Consider the following 21519-nt stretch of genomic DNA (forward strand, 5'->3'; position numbering starts at 1 on the left):
ACGATATGTCTGATGCCGCCACAAGGCCCGTTAGAGTTGCTGAAATCGTGTTAGATTTTGCGAAAGCTGCAGGTGCGTCGGAAGGTCGCGAAACTCCGAATTGTGCAAGAAAAATCAAAGGCCTGCGCTGTGAGTTCCGATGTTGCGGCGCGATGCAGCTCTCTTCAGGTCGGGCGATCTGGCCGGATTCAGGGAAGGCGTGGCGAGGCATCGATGCCGGGAGTGAGGCCGGGCGCGATCGTCTCCGCCGACGGAATTGCGGGCACCCGCGCGTAGGGAAGCGTTGTCACCTCGGGAGGCTGCTGGGATGGGGATTGGAGGCAGTTGGGGCGGGGCGGATCTCCTGCGCCGAACACATCGAGAATTGGGTCCACGAAGGTCGTGCGGAGCCGATGAGACCAGGTCTGACGATCGACCGCATTGGGCTGCCGGATCGTCACCGTGGCCGTCATGCCGGAGACCAGCGGCACGCCTGGTGGCACCGTGTCGATGGCGACGCGAACCGGTATGCGCTGCGCAAGCCGCACCCAGGTGTAGATGGGGTCCACGCTGGGCAAACCCTGCGTGCCCGCCGCGGCGTTTGACGCGCTGATGCCGCGGGTCACGGTTTTCACGTGTCCCAGGATCGGCTTGGAGTAACCGACGAGCTGTGCCTCGACGCGATCGCCGACGCAGACATGCGCCATCTTGGTTTCCTCGAAATAACCGTCGATCCAGAAGCTGTTGGAATCGATGATGGAGACGTTGGTGACGCCGGTCAGCGCATAGTCGCCGACGCGCAGCAGGAGATTGGTGACATAGCCGTCGACGGGGCTGAGCACATTGGTGCGCTTCAGGTTCAATTCCGCCTGTGCAAGCTGATGAGCGGCCGCTGCGTAGGCGGCCTTCGCCTGCGAGGCGTTGCCGGCGAAGACCTGCTGCTCCTCTGGCGTGGTCGCGAGGTCGGACAGACGCCGGCGCCGGTCGAACTCCGCCTGCTTGACCTCGAGGTCCGCCGCCCGCTGGTCGACGAGGGCCTTGCCGATGCGGACGGCTACGTCGAAGTCGAAGGGATCGATGACGTAGAGCACGTCGCCCTTGTGGACGAACTGGTTGTCGGCCACCCGCAGCTCCACGATTTTGCCCGCGATCTGCGGCGCGACATTGGCGACCTGGACGCGCACGCTGCCATTGCGCGTCCAGGGCGCAGTGACATAGTGCTGCCAGGTTGCAACCGATATCAGGATGGCGACCAGGGCGATGGCAAGAGTAGCGAAATGCTTGCCGACGCCGGCCATGAACCGTCCGGTGGCCTTGCGCCGCGACCGCGTCAATGGCGCCGCCTGCCGGGGAGCTTCGCCGTCGTTCGCGGCGCGGTCGCTGGTCGCGCGCGCCGCGACCTCCGTCGGACTGGAACACGCGACGGCGTCGGCTGCGTCCGGCCGTGCTTCGGCTGAAGATTCGGGGTGGGGCGGAAAGGCCGCATCTCGAGGCAGAGCCGCGTCCATGGCTTTCTCCTTAGCAAAAGAGCGCGAGCAGGCCGAAGATCGACACGTAGAGGCACAGCTCGGCCAGCGACGGGTTGCTGAAGATTCTTGTAAATCCCACGAAGCGCAGCACCGGGCGGAGCAGCAGGAATGCGAGCAGCGCCGTTGCCGCATAGGACACGATCGGGGCGATCAGCACGCCGCCCACGACGAGTTCACGATAGGTGTTCGTCACGGATGCGTCCCATGGCCGGAACCGGCGAAACTCTGCGATGGTTCGAAGACGATGCTGGCCGGAACGAGCGCGGCGAGCGCCGGCTCGACGGACAGGTTGCCTTGGGCAGCCGTCTGGCGCAGGCCCTCGGCGGCAGTCAGGATTGCGCCTCCATCCCGTAGGGTGAGCGCGGCTCGCGCGGCGCGCACCGCGTCGCCGAGTGAGGTCTCGGCCAGGCGATCCAGTTCGGTATGGCACCGTCGCAGCACCACGGCCTCGTCGAAGCAGCGCAGCGCTTCCGCGACGACCCGAGGGGGAGGTGCCGTGGCGCCCTTCGTCGTCAGGATCTGCTCGATCCGGGCGGCATCGCGAAACGCGGCTTCCTCCGGCGCGAGATGCCGGGCTCGCCCGGAATCGAGGCGGCTCAGCTCGCGATGGGCTTCGTCCAGCAGCAGCCGGATCCTCCGTTCGCCGGACAAGGACGGCAGCAGGAGCTGCGCCGCGAAGACCAGAACCGAGGAAAGCTGGGCAAACAGACACGTCACAAGGAATACGTCGGGGTCGTAGCTCTGCGGATTGCTCGGTGCGAGAATGACAAGCGTGAACACGAGGGAGAGCCGGCCGAGCGACGGCAGGATGCCACTCGGCAGGGTGATCAGCAGCGCTGCGCCGATCACGAGAGGCGCAAGGCCGATCGCCAGCAGTTGAAACTCGGATACGCCGTTGAAGACGAGGTATTTCAGGATGCCGGCGAGCAGGCATGCGATCGGCATGGCAAAAACCGCCAGTGTCGTGAAGGCGCGCGGATCTGGAGCCGTCGCGCTCAGGCCGATGATGACTGCGGCAAGCGAGAGGCAGAGCGCGGTGGTCGGCCATCCCGCCATTACGAAGATGATTGCAATGAGGATGAAGTGGATCGCGGCCCTGACGCCGGCTTCCGCTGCAATCCGAGGCGAGCGGTAAAGCGGCGCGCGCCATTGCCGGAGTGGATAGTCACCGGCCCGCAGTGCCTCGAGACTGTCGCGCACGTCTGCATTCCTGCGGATGATCTCATCGCGCAGATGGGTCCGGCAGATCGTGACCAGGCCGGAGGCGCCGGGGTCTCGGTCGTCCCGGGACGTCGCGGATGCGGCCGGCAGCGCGGCAAGCGTACGGGCGAGCGCCAGCTCACTCACGAGGCCCACCATCGCGGAGCGTGCGGCCGCGGTTCTGGCCGGGCCGCTGATCGACTCCGTGACGAGGCTCGCGATCTCCGGATGCAGGGCCGCGACATCGCGCAACATCTCCGCAGCAGCCGTCGCGGACAAAGCTTCACCGCGGACGGCGCGTTGCGCGAACTCCGTGACCCGGCGATGCAGTGTTTCGAGGCGGATCGCCAGAACCGGATGATAGTCCGGCGCGGCGAGCACCTCGTTGACCAGAGCGACCGCGAGGACGCCGATGGCGATGGCGGCGCCCCGGGCGACGCCGGTCGGAAACACCTGCAACGGGCTGTCGATCTGCTGAATGGCGATCAGGGCAACGGTGATGCAGCCGAGAGCCGCCGCATAAGCGCGATTGCCGTCCAGCATCCCGGCGACGTAGACGCAAAGTCCGACCCAGATGCCCAACACTGCGGGCAGCAGCGCGCCGGTTTGGGAAAAGGTGCCGGCGATGGCGATCGATGCGATCACGCCGATGGCGGTTGCGAGCAGCCGGTAGCCCGCCTTTTCCATGCCTTGCGCACGCGTGGGCAGCGCCAGGATTGCCACCGTGACGGCTGCCGACGAGGGGGATTCGAGCTCGAGCCAGAAGCTGATATAGAGTGCGAGGAGCATTGCCAGCAGGACACGCAGCGCGAACGCCCAGGAACTCACCGGGAAGCCGGCGAAGTCCCGCGGGCGGATGTCAGCGCTGGTGGCGTCCCCTGGCAATTGTGCTCCCTCCATGCGCGGCAAAGCGCGCGGCCTGCCGGCGTCGCGATATCAAAGGGGAGCATGAGCTGCGCCGGCCGTATTTTCGGTCCATCAACCTGCTTTCGGGAACGCACGCTGGGAAGGCGCAGTTTGCCCGAGCCGGGGCCCGACTATTGCGGCGCGTGGCCCGCCAGGGCTTCTTCGAGGCGGCGGATGATCTCGTCGCCGCTGGACGGCTTGCCGAGATAGCAATGCGCGCCAGCCGCCATGACGCGCTGGCGCACGGGTTCGCTGGGGAAAGCGGTCATGAAAATGATCGGGAAATGGCGGCCGGAGGCAACCAGGCGCGCCTGCAATTCATCGCCGGTAATGACCGGCATCTGAACGTCGGCGATCATGCAGGCCGGATCTTCTCCCGCGGGTTCCCGCAGGAAGGCGACGCCGGACTCGTAGGCGTGGGCTTCATAGCCGAGCGAACGCACCAGGCTCGCAAGCGACGCGCGCACGCCTTCGTCGTCGTCCACGATCGCAATCACCGGGGTTTTGGCCATTGGCACACATCCTGACCGCTGTGTTCCGCAGGGAGGATATCCCCCATTGGGCGGCCGATTGCGCCTTATGCACCGTGCGGCAGTCCCGCCGAAATTATACTCAGGTTTGGTCCGTAGTCTTTCGGTTCTGGGAAATCCCGAGCGCTTCGGCCTTGCGAACGAGGTCGGCCAGCGACCGGACCTCCATCTTGCGCATGACGTTGCCGCGGTGGATCTTGACGGTGATCTCGCTGAGGCCGATGAGGCCTGCCACCTGCTTGTTCATCAAGCCGGCGGTCACATGGCCCATCACCTCGCGCTCGCGCGCCGTCAGGCTCTCATACTGGATGCGGATATCTTCCTTCGTCGCGGCTTCCGCGCGGCGCTGCGCATCGCGCTCGAGCGCTGCGGTCACGGCGTCGAGCATGTCCTGATCGCGAAACGGCTTGGACAGGAAATCCACGGCGCCCGCCTTCATGGCGCGCACCGACATTGGAATGTCCCCATGACCGGTCATGAAGATGATTGGATATCGGATGCCCTGGCGGGTCAGTTGACCCTGGAGATCGAGGCCGCTCACGCCCGGGAGCCGGACGTCCAGCACGATGCAGGCCGGTTTGTCGGGCATGACGCCGCCAAGCAGCTCGGCCGGTGAGCCGAACAGGCGTGTCTCGAGGCCGACGGATCGGAACAGGCTGTCGAGCGAGGCACGAATGCTCGCGTCGTCATCAACGATGATGACGACTGAACTGGAGGATTGGGCCGGCGGTTGCGCTTGGTCTGGTCGTGTCATGGCAAGGCGTGTTCTTGGCTAAATGGCAGTGTCAGGTGGAATGTCGCGCCCGAGCCCGGAGAGCTCTCCACGGACAATCGGCCGCCGTGAGCTTCCACCGTCGTTCGGCAGATCGCAAGTCCCATGCCCATGCCGCCGCCCTTGGTGGTGAAGAACGGATCAAACAGGCGCGGCAGGTCGTCAGGCCGGATGCCCGGGCCGCTGTCCTCGACCGTGATGGCGAGGTTTTCACCGTCGACGGTTCCGGCGCGCAGCGTGACGGTGCGGGAACCAGGCCGGCCTGACATGGCCTGGCCGGCATTGATCAGAAGATTGACCAGGACCTGCTGAAGCTGGATCCGGTCGCCGCGAACCGGCGGCAGGCCATGCTCGGCCTTGACGACCAGGGTGACGTCGTCCTTGACGAGCTCGCGCGCGACCAGGAGCGTCGCTTCCTCGATGATCTCGTCGACCTGCAGCAGATCCTGCTGGGTAGGGGCTTTCTTCAGGAAAGTCCGGATGCGGGTCACGATCTCGCTGGCGCGGCGGCCCTGAGCAACGACGTGACCGATCGTCGTCGCAACCTCCTTGAGATCGGGCACGTCGCGGCGCAGCCACCGCAAGCCGGCCTCGCCGCTGGTGACGATCGCTGCCAGAGGCTGATTCACCTCGTGGGCAATGGACGCGCTGAGCTCGCCGAGGGTGGCGACGCGCGCGGCATGCGCCAGCTCCGCCTGCGCCGCGAGCAGCGCATCCTGTGCCTGCTTGCGCTCGGTGATGTCGATGACGAAAGCGAGCACGTTGCGATCTCCGTCGGGCTCGGCCGGAAAGGTGATCGTAAACAGGACGGGAACCTTGCGTCCGTCGAGGCTCACGAGATCGGTCTCGCCTTCGTGGAACCGCTCTCCTTCCGCGAATGCGACCAGCGCGCCGAGGAAACTGCGGTCGTTCTCGCCCAGAAGCCTGTCCACGTTCGCCATGAAGGTCGCAGAGCCGCTTGCTCCCGCCATCTTCTGGAGGGCCGGATTGACGTCGGTGATCCTCGCGAGCCGGCGGGCATGCCGCACGAATTCAGGATTTCGCGCAAGATAGTCCCGCAAGGTGGCACCTCCGGTCTCCAGCGAATTCAGCGCGGTCCGCACTGCGCTCCAGTCCTCTTCGACGACGCCGACCCGGCTTGCGTCGAACATCCGGCGGTATCGCTGCTCGCTCTGCACCAGCGCGTTATGTGCCGCCACGCGGTCCGTGACGTCGGTGTGGGTTTCAAGGACTCCAACGGGCTTGCCGAGATGGTCGTACTGGAGCGCCCATCTTGCATCGACGGTGAGTGCGCCGCCGGCCTTCGTCCGCTGCTCCAGCCTGCCTTCCCATCGGCCGATGTCGAGCAGACCGGCCTCGATGGCCTCTCGCCGGTCAGGATATTTGGTTCTGAGCAGCGCGTCCGCGAGTTGCCCGACCGCCTCGTCGGCCGGCCAGCCGTAGGCCTGTTCCGCGGCCCGGTTCCAGAACGTGATCACGCCGCCGCGATCCCTGACGAAGATCATGTCATGCGAGAGATTGAGCAGGCGCGCCTGCGCCGTGAGGCGCTTCGTCGCCGCCTGATTCTGGAGCGCCAGCAAGGTGGTGATTCCGATGGCGGCGAGGCTCACCAGCGCACGAAGGGCAGGCGAGGCGATCGCCTCCAGATCGTGCGACAGCAGATAGGCGGTTATGGTCAGGACGCTGCAGCCGACAGCGGCGGCGATGATGTCGTTACGCCGGTGCGTCCTCGCCGCGAGCAGGATCGCAACGACGTAGAGAACTGCGACCGCGCCCTCGAGCGGCGTCAGCACATCGACCAGGAAAACCGCGAAAGCGAGGACGGCAGACCAGAACCGCAAGCCGGCACGGCTCATCGATGAACCCGTGGCCCGATCAAGACTGGTCATCGTCGCTGGTGGTCGCTCTGCTCATTTTCGGTCACGTTGATGCCGCGATTTGATCGTGCCGACAACATGCGGCAACATGATTTTCGTGCTCTCTTGAAAGACGTTGCCGCGGTTCCATCCTCCGCGAGAGCCGACCCGGCAAATTCCCCGGCAAAACGGCGTTTTGCGTGACTTTCCGACCGTTGGCGCGCGCGTCAACTTACCGCAGGGCGAGACCCGCGCCTCCCACCGCCGCGAACGGGACGTCCGCGCGGCCGGCGACGCCGCGGTCATACCTAGGTATGACGCGATCACCCCGAGAACCTATCCGGTGCACCCGCGCGTAGAATGGAGCGCGAGGACCGCCGAACTACTCTGCTCCTACATTCGGACGAGCCATTGGGCTTCGCCGGATCGAAAATGGGACAAGGAGTTCGACGATGTCGCTACAGATGTCACACCCGCTAGGCGCGAAGGATCATGTCGTCGGCTCGATCGGCGTCTCGGCCATCGATGGTTGCCAGCCCGGGCTTGCGGAACGTCCGGATCGCGCCGGCGAAAAGGCGATGACGCTTTCCCTCGTTCACCTCGATGTCGCCCTGGCCATCGAGACGCCCCAAGCGGGCGTGCGGAGATCCGCTGGCGACGGGCCCAGCTTCAGGGTGTCGGCGAAACGCCTCGCGCGCATCTCCGTCGAGACCGATCGGGAGGCCGGTGCAGGCGAGTTCCCGGACCCGGTGATGCGAAGCCTCTCCGATGCGCTCGCGGCAACCGAAGCGGCCCATCATCCTCACTCCGCCATCCTTGCGGACGCCTTGCGTCTTGCCATCCTGACCCGCAGGGCCAGCCGGCCGACGGCCGTCGAGCGCAACGAGACCGATCAGGCCGACGACGAGCGGTGTCGGTCCGTGAGGTCGTTGCAAAAATGGCGCCTCAAGCGCGTGCTGCAATATGTCGACGAGAATTTGGCCGGCAAGATCACCTTGCAGCAACTGGCAGCGGTCGCCGGACTCAGCCGCATGCACTTTGCGGCGCAGTTCCGGGTCGCCGTCGGCATGCGGCCTCACGACTATCTGCTGAATCGGCGGATCGAACGCGCTCAGGAACTGCTGAGGCGCGCCGACGCCTCGCTCGTCGACGTTGCCTTGACCGTCGGATTCCAGACTCAGGCGCATTTCACGACGGTGTTCAAGCGTTTCGTCGGCGACACGCCTTATCAATGGAGGAGCGCCTATCTTGCGCAATTCCTGCCGCTGCCTCGTGCCGAAGCGGGGCCGTCATGAGCAGTGTCGGCATTCAGGTCCTGATGCTGCCGCTGGCCGGCATCCACCTGGCGATGACGTACTATGAAGTCACGGGCGTGCTGGAGATCGCCCGTGCTCTCGGCAACTCCTATCGCCTGGCATCGTCAGATCCGGGATCCGGTGCTCTCCATGGCCGGTTCATTCTCGATTTCTGCCGAACCGTCGTCACGGTCAACAACTGTGTCCAGTGAAACGAGCCGCCGTTGACGGCAACGGCGGCGGCCAGCACGATAAGGCCATTTGCATGGGCCGACTGCCGGCTACTGTGCCGTCCATCCGCCATCGACCGCGATCGCGGTGCCCGTGATCTGGTCCGCTGCGGGCGAACACAGGAACGCTACCGTGCCTCCAAGCTGCTCCGGAGAGACGAACTCGGATGACGGTTGTTTCTCGCCCAGGAGTGCGCTGGCGGCGTCCTTTTGACTGATGTTTTTCTGCGCGGCGATGTCGCTGATCTGCTTTTCGACCAAGGGCGTCCGTACCCAGCCGGGACAGACTGCGTTGCAGGTCACGCCGCTGCCGGCGGTCTCCAGGCCAACCACCTTGGTCAGGCCGATCAACCCGTGCTTGGCGGCGACGTAGGCGGCCTTGTGTGTCGATGCGACGAGGCCGTGGGTCGAGGCGATGTTGACGATCCGGCCCCAGCGCTGCTTCTTCATCTGGGGCACCGCCGCCGCGATGCCGTGAAACGCGGCCGACAGGTTGATGTCTAGGATCGCATGCCATCTGGCCGACGGAAATTCTTCCACCGGCGCGGTGAACTGGATGCCGGCATTGTTCACCAGGATGTCGAGGCGTCCGAACGTCTCGATTGTCGCGGCGATCAATCGGCGCACGGCATCGCCCTTCGACATATCGGCGGCATCGTAGACCACGCGCACGCCGTGCTCGCGTTCGATCCCGCTGCGGATGGCTTCGATCTCGCCGGGGTCGCCGAAGCCGTTCAACACGAGGTTGACGCGGAGCCTGGCCAACTCTCTGGCGATTCCGAGCCCGATACCGCTGGTCGATCCGGTGACGATAGCGACCTTATCCTTCAACATGGGAGTTCCTTTCGACGTCAGGTGGGGTGGGGGACTAGTGGGTGCCGCCGGCCTCGATCTGGCCGGGTTTCTTCAGCATCATGGAGGCGGCGAGTGCGACGATCAGCGCGACACCGAGCAGGTAGAACATGTCGCCGAAAGCCAGGATGAAGGCCTGCTTCTGCACGATCTTGCCGATCGCGACATAGGCGCGGTGGGCGGCGTCGATGCGATCGGTCACGCCGTGGTTCATGAAATACTGCGTCAGCTTCTCGAGTCTGGCTTGTGTGGCCTGCTCAAGCAGCGAGACCGACTGCGTCAGCACGTTGGAGTGATATTGCTCGCGCTTGGTGAGCAGCGTCTGCAGCAGCGCGATGCCGACGGCGCCGCCGAGGTTGCGCATCATGTTGAACAGGCCCGAGGCCGAACCCGCGTTCTCCGCCTCGATGCCCGATGTCGCGACAGCCGACAGCGGGGCGAACACCAGTGCCTGACCGAAGGCGCGGACGACGTTCGGCCAGAACAGCTGGTCGGTGGCGTAGTCGTTGGTCATCGAGATGTTCATGAAGTTGGAGGCTGCGAAGAGCGCAAAGCCGACACCGATGATGAGCCGCGCGTCGAAGCGCCGTAACAGCTGCGGCACCAGCGGGATCAGCAACAGCTGCGGCAGCCCGGTCCACGCCAGCACCATGCCGATCTGCTCGGCGTTGTAGCCCTGGATGCGCGATAGATAGACCGGCAGGATGAAGACCGAGCCGTAGAGCGCGATGCCGAGCAGGAAATTGGCGAGGATACCGAAACCGAAATTGCGGCGCGCCAGGAGGCGGAGGTTCAGCAGCGGCTTCCTTGCCGCCAGCTCGATCCACAGGAAGGCCGACAGCGCGATCGCCGCGACGATCGACAGCTTGACGATGAACGGCGAGCCGAACCAGTCGTCCTTGTTGCCTTCCTCGAGCACGGTCTGCAGCGCGGCGAGGCCGATCGCCATGGTGGCGATCCCGGCCCAATCGCCCTCGCGCAGCAGCGACAGCTTCATCGGCTGCGACTCGAGCGAGACGAACAGCAGGCCGATCATGACCGCGCCCGGCACCAGGTTGACGTAGAAGATGTACTGCCAGCCCCAGTTCTCGGTGAGATAGCCGCCGATGGTCGGCCCGATCGCGGGCGCAAAGGTCGCGGAGATCGCAAACAGCGCCAGCCCGATCGGCTGCTTCGCCTTTGGCAACAGCGTGATGATGAGCGTGAACGCCATCGGGATCAGCACGCCACCGGTAAAGCCCTGCACGGCGCGCAACACGATCATCTGCGACAGGTCTTGCGCCAGCGCGCAGGCCGCCGAGAACCCCAGGAACAACGTCGCATTGGTCAGGAGATAGAGGCGGATCGAGAACGCCTGCGCGAGCCAGCCGGACAGCGGAATCACCACGATCTCGGCGATCAGGTAGGAGGTCGAGATCCAGCCGCCGTCATCGATACCGGCCCCGATCGCGCCCTGGATGTCAGCCAGCGAAGCGTTGACGATCTGGATGTTGAGCACCGCCATGAAGGCCCCGAGCGTGGCGCCGGCGATGGCGATCCAGGTCTTGGCGGAGACCGCCGGGGCCGGTGTGGTGACGGACCGCTCGCCTTCGCCGGCGGGCACGGCATCGATGGCCGGTTGCACTGTGGTCATGGTTGGCTCGTCGCTTGCGAGAGAAGCATTGCCTGAACGGACTGTCCGGGAGGAGACAACCCCTAGGGACGCGTGTTCATTCAACTGCGAGGCTCGGGGCGGCGCGATGCGAGGCGCTTCTTGCTTTCGCGTTCGGCGATCGCCGCCGATTTGGTGTTGATGGTCGGCTCGGCCGACATGCCGGGACGGAGCAGGCCGGTCAGGCTGCGGTCGTCGAGGACGATTTTCACCGGCATGCGCTGTACGATCTTGGTGAAGTTGCCGGTCGCGTTGTCGGGCGGCAGCAGCGCAAACTCCAGGCCGCTTGCCGGGGACAGACTGTCGACATGGCCGCGCAGTCTGGTGCTGCGGAAGCTATCGATGGTCAGCTCGACGGGCTGGCCACCGCGCACGTGGGTGAGCTGGGTTTCCTTGAAATTGGCGACGATGTACACGGCATCGAGCGGGACGACGGCCATCAGCTGCGTGCCGGCCTGGACGAACTGCCCGACCCGGAGCGAGCGCGCACCGACGGTGCCGTCGACCGGCGCGATGATGCCGGTGTAGGAGAGGTTCAATGCCGCCTGCTGCTCCACCGCGCGGGCGCGGTCGCGCTGCGCGATTGCCCTGGCGCGTTCGGTGGAGAGCACGTCGACCTTGCGCTCGGCTGCGAGCAGGCCCGACTTGGCGTGCTGCAATTGCGCGGCGACGGCGCGCAGCGCCGCATCGGTCTGCTGCGCGCGCTGCACCGTGCCGGCGCCCGTCTTCATCAGCCCGTCGTATCGGACCTGCTCTTCCTGCGCGAATTTCAGATTGGCCGCGGCGGCAGCGACATCGGCCGTGCCTTGCTCGATGATCGGCTGCTGCAGGGCAAGCTGTGCATCGAGATTGCGGACAGTGGCGTCGGATGCGGCGACGTCGGCGCCGGCCTGATCGAGCGCGGCGCGGAAATCGCGATCGTCGATCTTTGCCAGCAACTGGCCGGCCTTCACCGCTTCGTTGTCGCCGACCAGGACCTGCGCGATATAGCCCGATACTTTCGGCGAGATGATCGTGGAATCCGCCTTCACGTAGGCGTCGTCCGTGGTCTCCAGATAGCGGCCGATGGTGAGATAGTGGTGGCCGAACTCGGCTGCGGCGGCGACGCCCAGGGCCAGTGCCAAGGCGAGGGAGGCCCGCTTGATCGCCTGCCCGGATGGCCGAAGGCTGGTTTTGGCGTCCTGCTCGGGAGCATAGGAAATGGAAGACATGGTGTTCTCCGAAACGAGGTGGGCGGTGAGAGTCAGTCGCGGCGATGGACGTCGTGGGTGACGATGCCGAGTTCCGGAGCCGGCGGGTCCAGGCGTCGCGGATCGGCCAGCGTGCGGCGGATATCCTCCAGTCCGCTCTGCCAGTGGGCGCGCATCGCGCTCAGCCCGAATTCGTAATCCCTCGAATGGCCCTCGTGGATCTTGGTCTGATAGATCAGGTGCACGATGTTGTAGCAACGATGGCGCGCCATCTCCGCGATCGCGCGGATCTCGGGATCGTGCCTGGCGGCGTCCGGCAATTTCGCGATCGTGCGCTGCAAGGCCTGACGCATCTTCTGCATCCGCAGCACCTGGTCGGTCACGGCGCGTGTGCGGCTCGAATACTGGATGTCCTTCTGCCGGCTCGACACTTCCATCATGTCGTGGGGAACGTGGCCCTTGGCCGACCAGAGATCGATCTGGAACGTCAGCGTGTCACACGGCTCGCCGGACAGCACGCGAGATAAAGGCGTGTTCGAAACCACGCCGCCATCCCAATAGTGCTCGCCTTCGATCTCGACGGCGGGGAAGCCCGGCGGCAGCGCACCCGATGCCATGAAATGCTTCGGTCCCAGCCGGCGCTCGGCGGTGTCGAAATAGGTCAGGTTGCCGGTGCGGACGTTGACCGCGCCGACGCTGACGCGGACGTCGCCCGAGTTCAGCCGGTCGAAGTCGACGAGCCGTTCCAGCGTCCGGTGCAGGGGTGCCGTATCGTAAAAGCTGGTCGCGGAGTCGCCCGAGAACGGCGACCAGAGCGGGGAGGGGAAGCGTGGCTTGAAGAAGCCAGGTTGGCCCTGGATCAAGGCCCGCGCCGCCGCCATCGCGTTGCGTACCGAGTTGATGTCGAACGCAAAGGGCAGGGCGTTGGCGAGCCCTTCGCCGGCGGGCCACTCGATCGAAAAGGCGCAGATGGTTTCCCAGAACTCGCGCAACCGCGCAACACGCTCGCCCTCGGGCGAGCCCGCGATGATCGCGGCGTTGAGCGCGCCGATCGAGATGCCGGCCAGCCAGTTCGGCCGGATGCCGGCCTCGTGCAGGCCTTCATAGACTCCGGCCTGATAGGCGCCGAGTGCGCCGCCGCCTTGCAGCACCAGGGCGACGACATCGTAGGGCAGCGAATTGCTCCGCTGCGGCACAGGATTGGTTTGCTCGCGCATCACGTTCAGCATTTTGAGGACTCCCGATGGTACGGATGATGTCGATCAGCCGGCATTCGCGTCGACCATGGTTTCGGAGGATCCGCGCCGCCTCACGATTTCGCTCGGAGCCAGGTAGTCGTGGACGACGGTGCCGAGTCCCAGCGTCAGGTCGGCGACGATATGCTTGGCCGAGAGCACCTGGAGGACCGGCAGCTCGGCGACGGGAGCGAGGGCGTGCGAGTACAGGTCGAGGGCTGCCGGCCCAGTCCAGGCGCCCTTCACGGTGATGTCCTCGAGATGGAAGCGCACCAGCTCGCAGATGCGTGGCGTGCCGTCGACATGCGGAATGATCTTGAGCAGGAAGTTCGGTGCGGCGAGCTTTCTTGCTTCGGCCGCGGCGTCGAGGGCCCGGTGCTTGTAACCCATCGTGCCGGTCGCGATGCGGACCGAGCCGTAGTTCAAGGTGCCGACCAGCGTGTCGGTCTCGACCTCGAGTTTCGGCTGCGCCAGCTTCTTGGGAAAGCCCCAGAGCTCGCGCCCGCCCGCAATTGGCGGATGATCGTTGAGGAACATCTGGTGGACGAAGCTGCCGGCATTGCCCTGATAGGACACCGGAATGACCTGCCCGCTTTCGGTGTAGTCGCCGAATCCGGTCGAGTCCGGCATTCGGATGAACTCATAGTTCACCACCGGTTCGGTGATCTCGAGTGGTGCCGGCACGATCCGGCGCAGTGCCTCGGGATCTGTCCGGTATTGGATGATGAAGTATTCGCGATTGATGAAGCGATAGGGGCCGGGCGGGAAAGCCGGGCTGGTCAGTGGCATGGCGAACGCGCTCGCGCGCACGGTCTCGTGTTTCATCACGGTCGGCTCCGGTTGGTATGGGGTGATCGGGCCGGGCCCGCGCACGATCGGCGCGGCCCGGTTTCGCGTGAGGCAGCTAGACCTCGCCGAGGTGCTCCGGATCGGCCGAGGCCAGCGCGACCGCACGTTCCGCTCGGGGCGGATAGATCCAGACAGTATTGATCTGCTGCTTGGTCCGCTTCGCCTCGTCGCCGACGAGCTCGAGCTTCCGATCCCAGCCTCGCGTGAAGATCGCGCCGGCTTCTCCCAGATCGAGGCATGTGGCGTAGGCCTTCTGGTGGTAAGGCCTGGTCGCGACACCCAAAAGCTCGGCAGCGGCATTGTTGCCGGCAAACGGGCCCATTCGCGTGGCATGCTGGCACGACATCAGCGCGTGGTTGCCGACGTCGTCACACGCTGCTTTGGCGGCGTCGCCGGTGGCAAAGACGCCGGCGACACCAGGGACGCGCAAATCGCGGTCGACAAGGAGGCGGCCCAGATTGTCGCGCTCGGCCGGGATCTGCGCGGTCAAAGGAGCCGCGCGCATGCCCGCAGCCCAGATCACGGTCTCCGCCTCGATGTGTTCGCCGCTCGAAAGCGTGACGCCAGACTTGTCGAGCGACGCGACACCGGTGCCGAGGCGGGTCTCCACGCCAAGCTTGCGCAGCGCGTCCTCGATAACGGGCCGGGAATCTGCGCCCATATCGTGAGCGATCGTGCTGTTGCGATCGACGATGACGACGCGCGCCTTGGCGTTCTTGCCGAGGACCGCACGCAGCCGCGCCGGCATCTCCGTCGCCGTCTCGATACCGGTGAACCCGCCGCCGGCCACGACGACCGTATCGCGTCCGTTCCTTGCAGGCCGATCGGCCAGATCATGGAGATGCCGCTCGAGCGCAATCGCATCGTCGAGCTTGTCGACGCTGAAAGCGTGCTCGGCAATGCCGGGGACGTTCGGCCTGAAAAGTCGGCTGCCGGTGGCAACGACCAGCCGATCGTAGGAGAGAGTCTGCTTCGCGCCTGCGGCCGTGACGAGCTCGATCGCACGAGACTTGGTATCGATGGTCCCGGCGCTGCCTTGCACGTAGACGACGTCGATGGCCTTCAACACGTCTTGCAGAGGTGCCGTCAGGGTTTCGGGCTTGCTTTCGTAGAGGCGCGGTCGGACCACGAGCGTCGGCTCCGGTGCGACAAGCGCGATCTCGAGTTGCTCGGGCGAAGCGCCCTGAATGTCCCGCAGGCGAGCGGCGGAAAGTGCGGCGTACATGCCGGCAAAGCCGGCGCCGATAATGACGAGTCGCATTTGATGATCTCCTATGGATCGAGCTTTCAGGGCATGGGCGCGTCATCGCCGCCGCCACTCTCGTGGCGGATCGTCGAGGTCGATGACGCGAAAACGTGAAGTGAGATCGCGAATTCTCAGGGAGAGGGGCAGCCTGGCATCGAAGCCATCGGCGGCGGCCAGCGGTGACGAAAGAAAATGGGCTCGATGGCGTTCGGACGCCAGTCGGCGTACGGAAGCTGGCCGCCATCCCTGTCGATGACGGGCATCACCGGACTTGCGTTGTGTACGGACTGCGCCGGAATTTCCACTTCCTCGCCGGTTGCCGAGGTGAAGCGAACGGCCAGTGAAAGTCCGTACATGATGGCGCTTGCTGCCATCCTGCGTCGCGGCACGAGTTTGACCGGACTAACGAAGTTCTTCCAGGTCATTGTTCGTCTCCGTCTATTGGATCGAGGGCACCCTGATCGTTTAGCGGAGCGGACCTGCGGTTGCGCCAGAGCGATTGCTCTGCCTGCAGAGTGATTGCTGCTTAGCGCATGCGACGTCGCCAATCGCTCGGCGTTTCTCCCGTCAGTCGCCTGAACGCGGCGGCAAAGGCGGTTTGAGAAGCATAGCCGAGCTCAGCCGCCACCGTGGCGATCGGGATGTCGGTGTCGCGGAGCGTATTCATGGCCTGCTCGAGCCGGTGCTGGCGCAGCCAGCTATGCGGCGAAAGACCGGTGCTTTCCTTGAAAGCACGACAGAAGTGGAAGCGAGACAGGCCGGCGTCCGAGGCGAGCGCCGCAAGAGAGACGTCGGAATCGCTGTCCGAACGCAAGCGTTCGATCGCGCGTCGCAGGGCATGGGGGGCCAGCCCGCCTACGATCGGCTCGATGGCGGTTGGCTCGCCGATGTGCGCGGCCAGGATGCGCGTGGCGATGATATCGGTCAGTCGCTGCCTGAAGAGTGCATCCAGAACCGCGTTGCCCTCCAGCACATCCGCCCCGCTCATCAGCAGTCCGGACGTGACAGGGTCGAGATGCCCGGTCCGCTCCAGAAGATCACCGGGAATGGGCGCGTCGGCTTCGCGGGCGACGCGCTCGAGCGTCGCGTGCGGAAGGTACAGCTGGACGACATCGACGGGACCGGGAATATCCCATCTGGCGCTAGACCCAGCCGGAATGATCGTCACGACTCCGGAACGGGCCGTTCCGATCGCAACCGATTTCCCGTCGCGCCGCTCCAGGCGCTGAACGCCTGTGGGGTAGGTCATGATGACGTGGTCGGTCATGGGCTCGACGACGTCGTGCAGAGCGCCGTGCTTCCAATGCGCGATGCCGCCATTGGAGGGGTCCGAAGCCATCTGGAGCGGCGCGGTCTTGAGGATGCGCGCCATCTCCACATCGGCGGGCCGCCGCTCGACGATCGGCGAGTCGCTGTGGCGCGCACCGGGTGCGGCAAGCAGAGCCCCCAAAGGATCGTGCAGTATTGGCTTGTCCATGGAGTTAGTCTCGCGTTCGGAAGGCACTTCGGGACCTGAGGAGCGATTGCCGCTAACGCACGCGTCGTCGCCAATCGCTCGGCGTTTCGCCGTTCAATCGCTTGAACGCCGCGGCGAAGGCTGTTTGCGAGGCATAACCAAGCTCTGCCGCAACCAGGGCGATCGATGCGTCGGTATCGCGAAGCAGGCTCATGGCTTGCTCGAGCCGGTATTGGCGCAGCCAGGCGTGAGGCGAGAGCCCGGTGCTTTCCTTGAATGCGCGACAGAAGTGGAAGCGCGACAGGCCGGCATCGGAGGCGAGGGCGTCGAGGGAGACGTCGGTATCGCTGTCCGAGCGCAAGCGTTCGATGGCACGGGCCAGCACCTTGGGCGAAAGCCCACCGATGGTCGGCTGGAATGTGGCTTGCGAGCCGGTATGGGCAGCCAGGAGACGCATCGCCAGGAGGTCGATCAACTGATGCCTGAACAGCGTGTCCAGGGCCCCATTGCCCTCCAGCGAGTTGACCGCGCTCAGGATCAACCGGGACGTGATGGGATCAGGATGCGCCGTTCGCTCCAGGAGTTCGCTCGATGTGCCGCTCGCGGCTTCGTCGGCGACGCGTTTCAGCGTTGCGTGAGGGAGATAGAGCTGAACGACGTCGACGGGCTTCGGAATATCCCATCGGGAGCTCGATCCTTCGGGAATGATGATCACGACCCCGCGGCGAAACGTTCCGATCGCAACGGACCGTCCTGACCGCCGCTCCATGTGCTGCATCGCGCCGTTGTAGGCCATGATGACGTGGTGGCTCATGGGCTCGACAACGTCGTGCAACGGTTCGTGTTTCCAGTGGGCGATCCCGGCACCGGAGGAGTCCAATGCCACGCGAAATGGTTCGGTGTGGAGCACACGCGCCATCTCGGCGTCAGCGGCGCGCCGCCCGGTCGTCGACGACTGGCCCTGGCTCGGCTCGGATGCGGCCGGAGGATTTTCACGCGCAGAATTGTGCGAGAGCGGTTTGCTCATTGGAAGTGCTCGCTTCGGTGCCTTGCACTCGCGGCGCTGGGGGCGATTTGCGCGCCCGGCGTGAAGCCATCGCTTCTTTTGCGCCCGTACTGGTGCCCCAGGGCGCCGCGAGCTCTCGGTGAGGGTTTCTAGGCACGTGGGACTACGGGGTCTTTCCTGAAACCGCGGTGCTTGTCCTGATTCTGCTCAAAGCGCTCGGACGCGACATCTTGTGATCGGCGATCCCCGGACGACTGCGGAGAATTAGGCTCATGATCTGAGCATTAGATATTGAAATCGCTTCTGAAAATGGCTTTGCCACAATCGACCGCGGCGGCCCGTCGCGATCGCAAATCACTCCGCGACGCGACTGGACCGCCGTACTCCGAAGCGGATAATGCTACCGACCTCCAGGGCGACGGCAGTCAGATGGGTTGCCTGGTCAGAATTCCACGGATGGGTCGATCGAATGGCACTGGCTGGCACCTTCGGACAGAGGGTCAAGCGGCAGTTGAGCCTGGCGGATGCACCGCCTTCGCTGATCACGCGGTCGCGGCGAGGCGTCGACGTTGCGGTCACCGAAACCCTGAACAGTGAGCCGGTAGAGGGGCTTTCCGGCTCGCTTGCCGACGACGCCTATCTCGTCAGCCTGAAGCTGCAGGATTATCCTGACTGCGAGCTCTGGGAGCACGGCAAGTGCTTCACGAAGACGGACGTCAGGGCCGGTACGACATATCTGTACGATCTCCGGCACGATCCGCGCTTCGTCATCGACAAGCCGTTCCATTCCGTCCATTTCTATCTTCCCCGTCTGACGCTCGACGGAATCGCGCGAGAAGCCCGCACGCCGCCCATCGGCGACCTCGCGTGCCGGTATGGTTTCGGCCATGACGACGAGATCATGCGCCATGTCGGCGCCCTGATGTTGGAAGGACTGCGTCGTCCGGCGGAGGCCAACCAGCTCTTCATCGACCACATGATGCTCGCGTTCGCGGCCCACATTGCCCAGACCTATGGCGGATGGCAGCGCGTCGCGGATGCGGCCCGGGGCGGTCTTTCCCCATGGCAGGTGCGGCGAGCCTGCGAAAGGCTCGACTCGGATCTTGGCGGGACGCTTTCACTGCAACAGATCGCGGCCGAGTTCGATCTCTCGGTCAGCCATTTTTCTCGCGCGTTTCGAATCTCGACCGGCCTTCCGCCTCACCAATGGCTGCTCCGCCAGCGTGTGAAGGCGGCAAAGCAGTTGATGACCCTGCGCGACCTGCCGCTGTCCGAGATTGCGATCTCGGTCGGGTTCGCCAATCAAAGCCATTTGACGAAGGTGTTCTCGGCGCAGGTGGGCGTCAGCCCGGCGGCATGGCGCCGCGAAGCGCTCGGCATCAGGGACAGCGAGACGTGATCGTCCGATCAGCGGCGCTGCGCCAGTGAATTGGCGTAGGCGGCGCGGCGCGCCGCGAAGATCTCATCCGGCGGATAACCGATTCCTTCCGCAAGATTTGCCGGATCGAAGCCGGAGGTATCGCACGTCTCGTCCGCTTCGATCGCGGTGATCACGATCGTTCCGAGCCGTACGGCTTCCCGGCTGTCCTCATCCGGCCAGCGGATCGTGACATCCTGCGTCGGGTCGTCGGGGCGACCGAGCAGCGCCATCAGGCTGAACCGGATATCGCGCGTCGCGATCCTTCCTTTGAGATCGTCGTGCAGGACGTCGGCGGACGTCGTCCTGGCCTTGCCCCCGATCGCCGCAAGCTCGCTACCGACCGGTACGACCTTGAATTTGATGAACTGCGTCTCGCCCTTCGAATTCGTTGCGGGGAAGGCGTGGACGGCCCAGTAGGTCGTGCCGGCGAAACTCGGGGGAGGCGGATGCGCGGCGATGTAGTGCGCCTGACGCAGCGTCTCGGGATTGGCGGTGGAGAAGGCCTTGATCTTCTCCAGGTCCGGCCTGCCGTCGCGACCAGGCATGCGCGAGGTGAGGAATGCCAGCATCTGATCGAGCGTCCTCGCATAATGAACCGGAGCGCTCTGTGCGAGGATGTCGGAGCGATGCTCGTCGTTGCCGAGCCTGAAGCTGAAGCCGCGTAGCGTGAGATCCCTGGTCTCGGATTCGCGGGGACCGCCGTCCACCGAGAAGCGCGCGAGCACGCGCGATGGTGTCGTGAAGCTCCGCGACTTCGTGACCTCGTCGGCCCGATCCGAAGGGATGTAGGTCCCCCGGACGCAACGGCCCTTGGCAAAACTCGCGCGTGCCTTTGGTGGATTGCCCAGAACGGCCTTCTGAGCCTCGACAATGGAGGCGGGTGTGGCGGTGCCGCTCGGGAACAGGGACATGACTTGGTCTTGGATTTGCTTCCTCAACCCTTAGCGGCGTGGATGCTTGCCCGCTCCAGAGCGATTGCTGTGCTTGCAGCGCGATTGCTGTCTTCTTGCGCGGTCACCAGGGCACTGAACGCGGTGCCGGCGGATCGTTGGCGATAAAATACCTCAGCAAGATGAATGGCTTGGATTGAAAACTTCCCGAGGCCCATGAAGGATCGTGGCGGCCGCTCAAAGGCGGCGTGTGCACGGGCAGCAAAGTCCATTGAAAGCACCGCCGAAAGTTCTTCGGAGTGATCCGTCATCGGCTGAGGCGTGGGCAACCTCGGAGGGGGCAGTGCCAACCCTCCTGCACCAACGAGACGTGCCTCGGACTGCAATCCGAGCCTGAGTCCGCGCCGGCGATTGACAGCTAATTATTACATGTCTAAAAATATGCGAATTCATATAATTCGTGAGATGCCTGAATGGACACGCATCCGCTCAAGCTCAAGGTCAGATCGTATGCCGCGGAGACGCCGTTCATACGGAGCCTTGTGTTTGGCGTGGAGGACGGCGTCGTGCCGCGATGGCAGGCGGGTGCCCATATCCGCGTGGCGCTCCCGAATGGAGGCGACCGGCCGTACTCGCTGATGGCTTTGCCGGGCCTTCCCGAGGGTACGCTGGCGCTCGGGGTGCTGCGCGAGGAGGCTTCGACCGGCGGCTCGCAGTTCATGCACGCGCTGAAGATCGGCGATGTCGTGAAGGCAACGGCGCCGGTCAACAATTTTCATCTGCATGAGGAAGCCGCGCCCACGCTGCTGTTCGCCGGCGGCATCGGTGTCACGCCGATCCTGTCGATGGCGGTGAAGCTCGCGGCCCGCGGAAGCCCGTATCGCTTGCACTATGCGGGCCGCACGCAAGGCCTGCTCGCGTTCCTGCCGCACCTGCAGGAGATCTGCGCCAACGGGCTATCCATTCACTACGACAGCGACGAGTCTCGCCTGGACATCGGAGCGACGCTCGGCGATGCCGCCGCAGACGCCCACATCTACGTCTGCGGCCCGGCCGGCATGATTGAAGCGGTGAAGGCGGCTGCGCTCGGCAGGGGCATCCCGGCCGACCGCATCCACTACGAGCTCTTCAAGGCCGAGCAATCGTCCTCGCCCGACTTGCCGTTCGAGGTCGAGCTCAAATCGACCGGGCAGGTCGTCAGCGTCGCGGCCGGTCAGACCATCATCCAGGCGCTGGAGGCCGCGGGTCTCGACGTGCTCTACGACTGCCAGCGCGGCGATTGCGGCATCTGCCAGTGCGGCGTGATCGAAGGGGTGCCCGACCATCGCGACGTCATCCTCAGCGACGACGAGAGGGCGTCCAACAAGGTCATGCAGATCTGCGTGTCACGCGCGAAGTCGGAACGTCTGGTGCTGGATCTCTAGGGG

The 21519-nt window shown here is 64.9% G+C and carries 21 protein-coding genes; 4 read left to right on the forward strand and 17 right to left on the reverse strand.

Annotated features, from left to right (window positions below; all coding sequences use genetic code 11):
- Positions 1-188: 188 nt before the first annotated feature.
- The 6 genes from AB7008_RS19875 to AB7008_RS19900 all read right to left on the reverse strand — a co-directional run bounded on the left by AB7008_RS19875 (position 189) and on the right by AB7008_RS19900 (position 6772).
- Positions 189-1487: a biotin/lipoyl-binding protein gene (locus AB7008_RS19875; RefSeq protein ID WP_304493714.1), complete on the reverse strand. Its 1299-nt coding sequence runs from the start codon at positions 1485-1487 to the stop codon at positions 189-191.
- Positions 1488-1497: 10 nt separating this feature from the next.
- A complete protein-coding gene (locus tag AB7008_RS19880; protein ID WP_028155834.1) occupies positions 1498-1701 on the reverse strand; it encodes a DUF1656 domain-containing protein in 204 nt (67 codons plus the stop codon).
- Positions 1698-3608 carry an FUSC family protein gene (locus AB7008_RS19885; protein WP_304493715.1) on the reverse strand — a complete coding sequence of 637 codons (1911 nt, stop codon included), beginning with the start codon at positions 3606-3608 and terminating at the stop codon, positions 1698-1700. Before AB7008_RS19885 ends, AB7008_RS19880 begins: the two co-directional genes overlap by 4 nt.
- 137 nt (positions 3609-3745) lie before the next feature.
- Positions 3746-4126, reverse strand: a complete 381-nt coding sequence (locus tag AB7008_RS19890) for a response regulator transcription factor (RefSeq protein ID WP_038955794.1) — start codon at positions 4124-4126, stop codon at positions 3746-3748.
- Between the two features lie 100 nt (positions 4127-4226).
- Positions 4227-4898, reverse strand: a complete 672-nt coding sequence (locus AB7008_RS19895; protein ID WP_028155837.1) for a response regulator transcription factor — start codon at positions 4896-4898, stop codon at positions 4227-4229.
- Complete coding sequence (locus tag AB7008_RS19900; RefSeq protein WP_441259366.1) at positions 4895-6772, reverse strand: PAS domain-containing sensor histidine kinase; 1878 nt, start codon at positions 6770-6772, stop codon at positions 4895-4897. Before AB7008_RS19900 ends, AB7008_RS19895 begins: the two co-directional genes overlap by 4 nt.
- Before the next feature lie 452 nt (positions 6773-7224).
- Between AB7008_RS19900 and AB7008_RS19905 the strand changes: the two genes are divergently transcribed.
- Positions 7225-8067, forward strand: a complete 843-nt coding sequence (locus AB7008_RS19905) for an AraC family transcriptional regulator (protein WP_248882452.1) — start codon at positions 7225-7227, stop codon at positions 8065-8067.
- Positions 8064-8279 carry a hypothetical protein gene (locus AB7008_RS19910; RefSeq protein WP_028155840.1) on the forward strand — a complete coding sequence of 72 codons (216 nt, stop codon included), beginning with the start codon at positions 8064-8066 and terminating at the stop codon, positions 8277-8279. Before AB7008_RS19905 ends, AB7008_RS19910 begins: the two co-directional genes overlap by 4 nt.
- 69 nt (positions 8280-8348) lie before the next feature.
- Here AB7008_RS19910 and AB7008_RS19915 read toward each other — a convergent pair whose 3' ends face one another.
- The 9 genes from AB7008_RS19915 to AB7008_RS19955 all read right to left on the reverse strand — a co-directional run bounded on the left by AB7008_RS19915 (position 8349) and on the right by AB7008_RS19955 (position 17803).
- Positions 8349-9131 (reverse strand): 3-hydroxybutyrate dehydrogenase, encoded by a 783-nt coding sequence (locus AB7008_RS19915; protein ID WP_041955540.1) that lies wholly within the window; start codon positions 9129-9131, stop codon positions 8349-8351.
- A gap of 34 nt (positions 9132-9165) precedes the next feature.
- Positions 9166-10782, reverse strand: coding sequence for an MDR family MFS transporter (locus tag AB7008_RS19920; protein ID WP_441259367.1), 1617 nt, complete (start codon positions 10780-10782; stop codon positions 9166-9168).
- A gap of 80 nt (positions 10783-10862) precedes the next feature.
- Complete coding sequence (locus tag AB7008_RS19925; RefSeq protein ID WP_304493718.1) at positions 10863-12011, reverse strand: HlyD family secretion protein; 1149 nt, start codon at positions 12009-12011, stop codon at positions 10863-10865.
- Positions 12012-12043: 32 nt separating this feature from the next.
- The gene (locus AB7008_RS19930) at positions 12044-13219 is read right to left on the reverse strand and encodes a DUF3734 domain-containing protein (protein ID WP_080669477.1); all 1176 of its coding nucleotides are present in this window, start codon (positions 13217-13219) and stop codon (positions 12044-12046) included.
- A 33-nt stretch (positions 13220-13252) separates the two neighbouring features.
- On the reverse strand, positions 13253-14050 hold the full coding sequence (locus tag AB7008_RS19935; RefSeq protein ID WP_304493719.1) for an acetoacetate decarboxylase: 798 nt from the start codon (positions 14048-14050) through the stop codon (positions 13253-13255).
- A 79-nt stretch (positions 14051-14129) separates the two neighbouring features.
- Positions 14130-15335, reverse strand: a complete 1206-nt coding sequence (locus tag AB7008_RS19940; RefSeq protein ID WP_441259368.1) for an NAD(P)/FAD-dependent oxidoreductase — start codon at positions 15333-15335, stop codon at positions 14130-14132.
- Positions 15336-15451: 116 nt separating this feature from the next.
- On the reverse strand, positions 15452-15745 hold the full coding sequence (locus AB7008_RS19945) for a hypothetical protein (RefSeq protein WP_028155847.1): 294 nt from the start codon (positions 15743-15745) through the stop codon (positions 15452-15454).
- Between the two features lie 101 nt (positions 15746-15846).
- Positions 15847-16797 carry a helix-turn-helix transcriptional regulator gene (locus AB7008_RS19950; RefSeq protein WP_304494165.1) on the reverse strand — a complete coding sequence of 317 codons (951 nt, stop codon included), beginning with the start codon at positions 16795-16797 and terminating at the stop codon, positions 15847-15849.
- A 52-nt stretch (positions 16798-16849) separates the two neighbouring features.
- A complete protein-coding gene (locus AB7008_RS19955) occupies positions 16850-17803 on the reverse strand; it encodes a helix-turn-helix domain-containing protein (RefSeq protein WP_441259369.1) in 954 nt (317 codons plus the stop codon).
- A gap of 448 nt (positions 17804-18251) precedes the next feature.
- Between AB7008_RS19955 and AB7008_RS19960 the strand changes: the two genes are divergently transcribed.
- Positions 18252-19181, forward strand: a complete 930-nt coding sequence (locus AB7008_RS19960; RefSeq protein WP_028155850.1) for a helix-turn-helix domain-containing protein — start codon at positions 18252-18254, stop codon at positions 19179-19181.
- A gap of 8 nt (positions 19182-19189) precedes the next feature.
- Here the strand turns inward: AB7008_RS19960 and AB7008_RS19965 are convergent, their stop codons facing one another.
- Both AB7008_RS19965 and AB7008_RS19970 read right to left on the reverse strand, forming a co-directional pair.
- Positions 19190-20113, reverse strand: coding sequence for a catalase (locus AB7008_RS19965; RefSeq protein WP_441259370.1), 924 nt, complete (start codon positions 20111-20113; stop codon positions 19190-19192).
- 23 nt (positions 20114-20136) lie between these two features.
- A complete protein-coding gene (locus AB7008_RS19970) occupies positions 20137-20403 on the reverse strand; it encodes a hypothetical protein (RefSeq protein ID WP_304493724.1) in 267 nt (88 codons plus the stop codon).
- A 162-nt stretch (positions 20404-20565) separates the two neighbouring features.
- Here AB7008_RS19970 and AB7008_RS19975 point away from each other — a divergent pair, with 162 nt between their 5' ends.
- Complete coding sequence (locus tag AB7008_RS19975) at positions 20566-21516, forward strand: PDR/VanB family oxidoreductase (RefSeq protein ID WP_441259371.1); 951 nt, start codon at positions 20566-20568, stop codon at positions 21514-21516.
- Positions 21517-21519 lie beyond the last annotated feature (3 nt).

This window comes from Bradyrhizobium sp. 521_C7_N1_3 (assembly GCF_052075975.1).
Lineage (GTDB): Bacteria > Pseudomonadota > Alphaproteobacteria > Rhizobiales > Xanthobacteraceae > Bradyrhizobium > Bradyrhizobium japonicum.

Excerpts from the sequence above, each read along its gene's own strand:
- AB7008_RS19875 (WP_304493714.1), bottom strand. The coding sequence starts at position 1,487 with ATGGACGCGGCTCTGCCTCGAGATGCGGCCTTTCCGCCCCACCCCGAA.
- AB7008_RS19885 (WP_304493715.1), bottom strand. The coding sequence starts at position 3,608 with ATGGAGGGAGCACAATTGCCAGGGGACGCCACCAGCGCTGACATCCGC.
- AB7008_RS19890 (WP_038955794.1), bottom strand. The coding sequence starts at position 4,126 with ATGGCCAAAACCCCGGTGATTGCGATCGTGGACGACGACGAAGGCGTG.
- AB7008_RS19895 (WP_028155837.1), bottom strand. The coding sequence starts at position 4,898 with ATGACACGACCAGACCAAGCGCAACCGCCGGCCCAATCCTCCAGTTCA.
- AB7008_RS19900 (WP_441259366.1), bottom strand. The coding sequence starts at position 6,772 with ATGAGCCGTGCCGGCTTGCGGTTCTGGTCTGCCGTCCTCGCTTTCGCG.
- AB7008_RS19905 (WP_248882452.1), top strand. The coding sequence starts at position 7,225 with ATGTCGCTACAGATGTCACACCCGCTAGGCGCGAAGGATCATGTCGTC.
- AB7008_RS19910 (WP_028155840.1), top strand. The coding sequence starts at position 8,064 with ATGAGCAGTGTCGGCATTCAGGTCCTGATGCTGCCGCTGGCCGGCATC.
- AB7008_RS19915 (WP_041955540.1), bottom strand. The coding sequence starts at position 9,131 with ATGTTGAAGGATAAGGTCGCTATCGTCACCGGATCGACCAGCGGTATC.
- AB7008_RS19920 (WP_441259367.1), bottom strand. The coding sequence starts at position 10,782 with ATGACCACAGTGCAACCGGCCATCGATGCCGTGCCCGCCGGCGAAGGC.
- AB7008_RS19925 (WP_304493718.1), bottom strand. The coding sequence starts at position 12,011 with ATGTCTTCCATTTCCTATGCTCCCGAGCAGGACGCCAAAACCAGCCTT.
- AB7008_RS19930 (WP_080669477.1), bottom strand. The coding sequence starts at position 13,219 with ATGCTGAACGTGATGCGCGAGCAAACCAATCCTGTGCCGCAGCGGAGC.
- AB7008_RS19935 (WP_304493719.1), bottom strand. The coding sequence starts at position 14,050 with ATGAAACACGAGACCGTGCGCGCGAGCGCGTTCGCCATGCCACTGACC.
- AB7008_RS19940 (WP_441259368.1), bottom strand. The coding sequence starts at position 15,335 with ATGCGACTCGTCATTATCGGCGCCGGCTTTGCCGGCATGTACGCCGCA.
- AB7008_RS19945 (WP_028155847.1), bottom strand. The coding sequence starts at position 15,745 with ATGACCTGGAAGAACTTCGTTAGTCCGGTCAAACTCGTGCCGCGACGC.
- AB7008_RS19950 (WP_304494165.1), bottom strand. The coding sequence starts at position 16,797 with ATGGACAAGCCAATACTGCACGATCCTTTGGGGGCTCTGCTTGCCGCA.
- AB7008_RS19955 (WP_441259369.1), bottom strand. The coding sequence starts at position 17,803 with ATGAGCAAACCGCTCTCGCACAATTCTGCGCGTGAAAATCCTCCGGCC.
- AB7008_RS19960 (WP_028155850.1), top strand. The coding sequence starts at position 18,252 with ATGGCACTGGCTGGCACCTTCGGACAGAGGGTCAAGCGGCAGTTGAGC.
- AB7008_RS19965 (WP_441259370.1), bottom strand. The coding sequence starts at position 20,113 with ATGTCCCTGTTCCCGAGCGGCACCGCCACACCCGCCTCCATTGTCGAG.
- AB7008_RS19970 (WP_304493724.1), bottom strand. The coding sequence starts at position 20,403 with ATGACGGATCACTCCGAAGAACTTTCGGCGGTGCTTTCAATGGACTTT.
- AB7008_RS19975 (WP_441259371.1), top strand. The coding sequence starts at position 20,566 with ATGGACACGCATCCGCTCAAGCTCAAGGTCAGATCGTATGCCGCGGAG.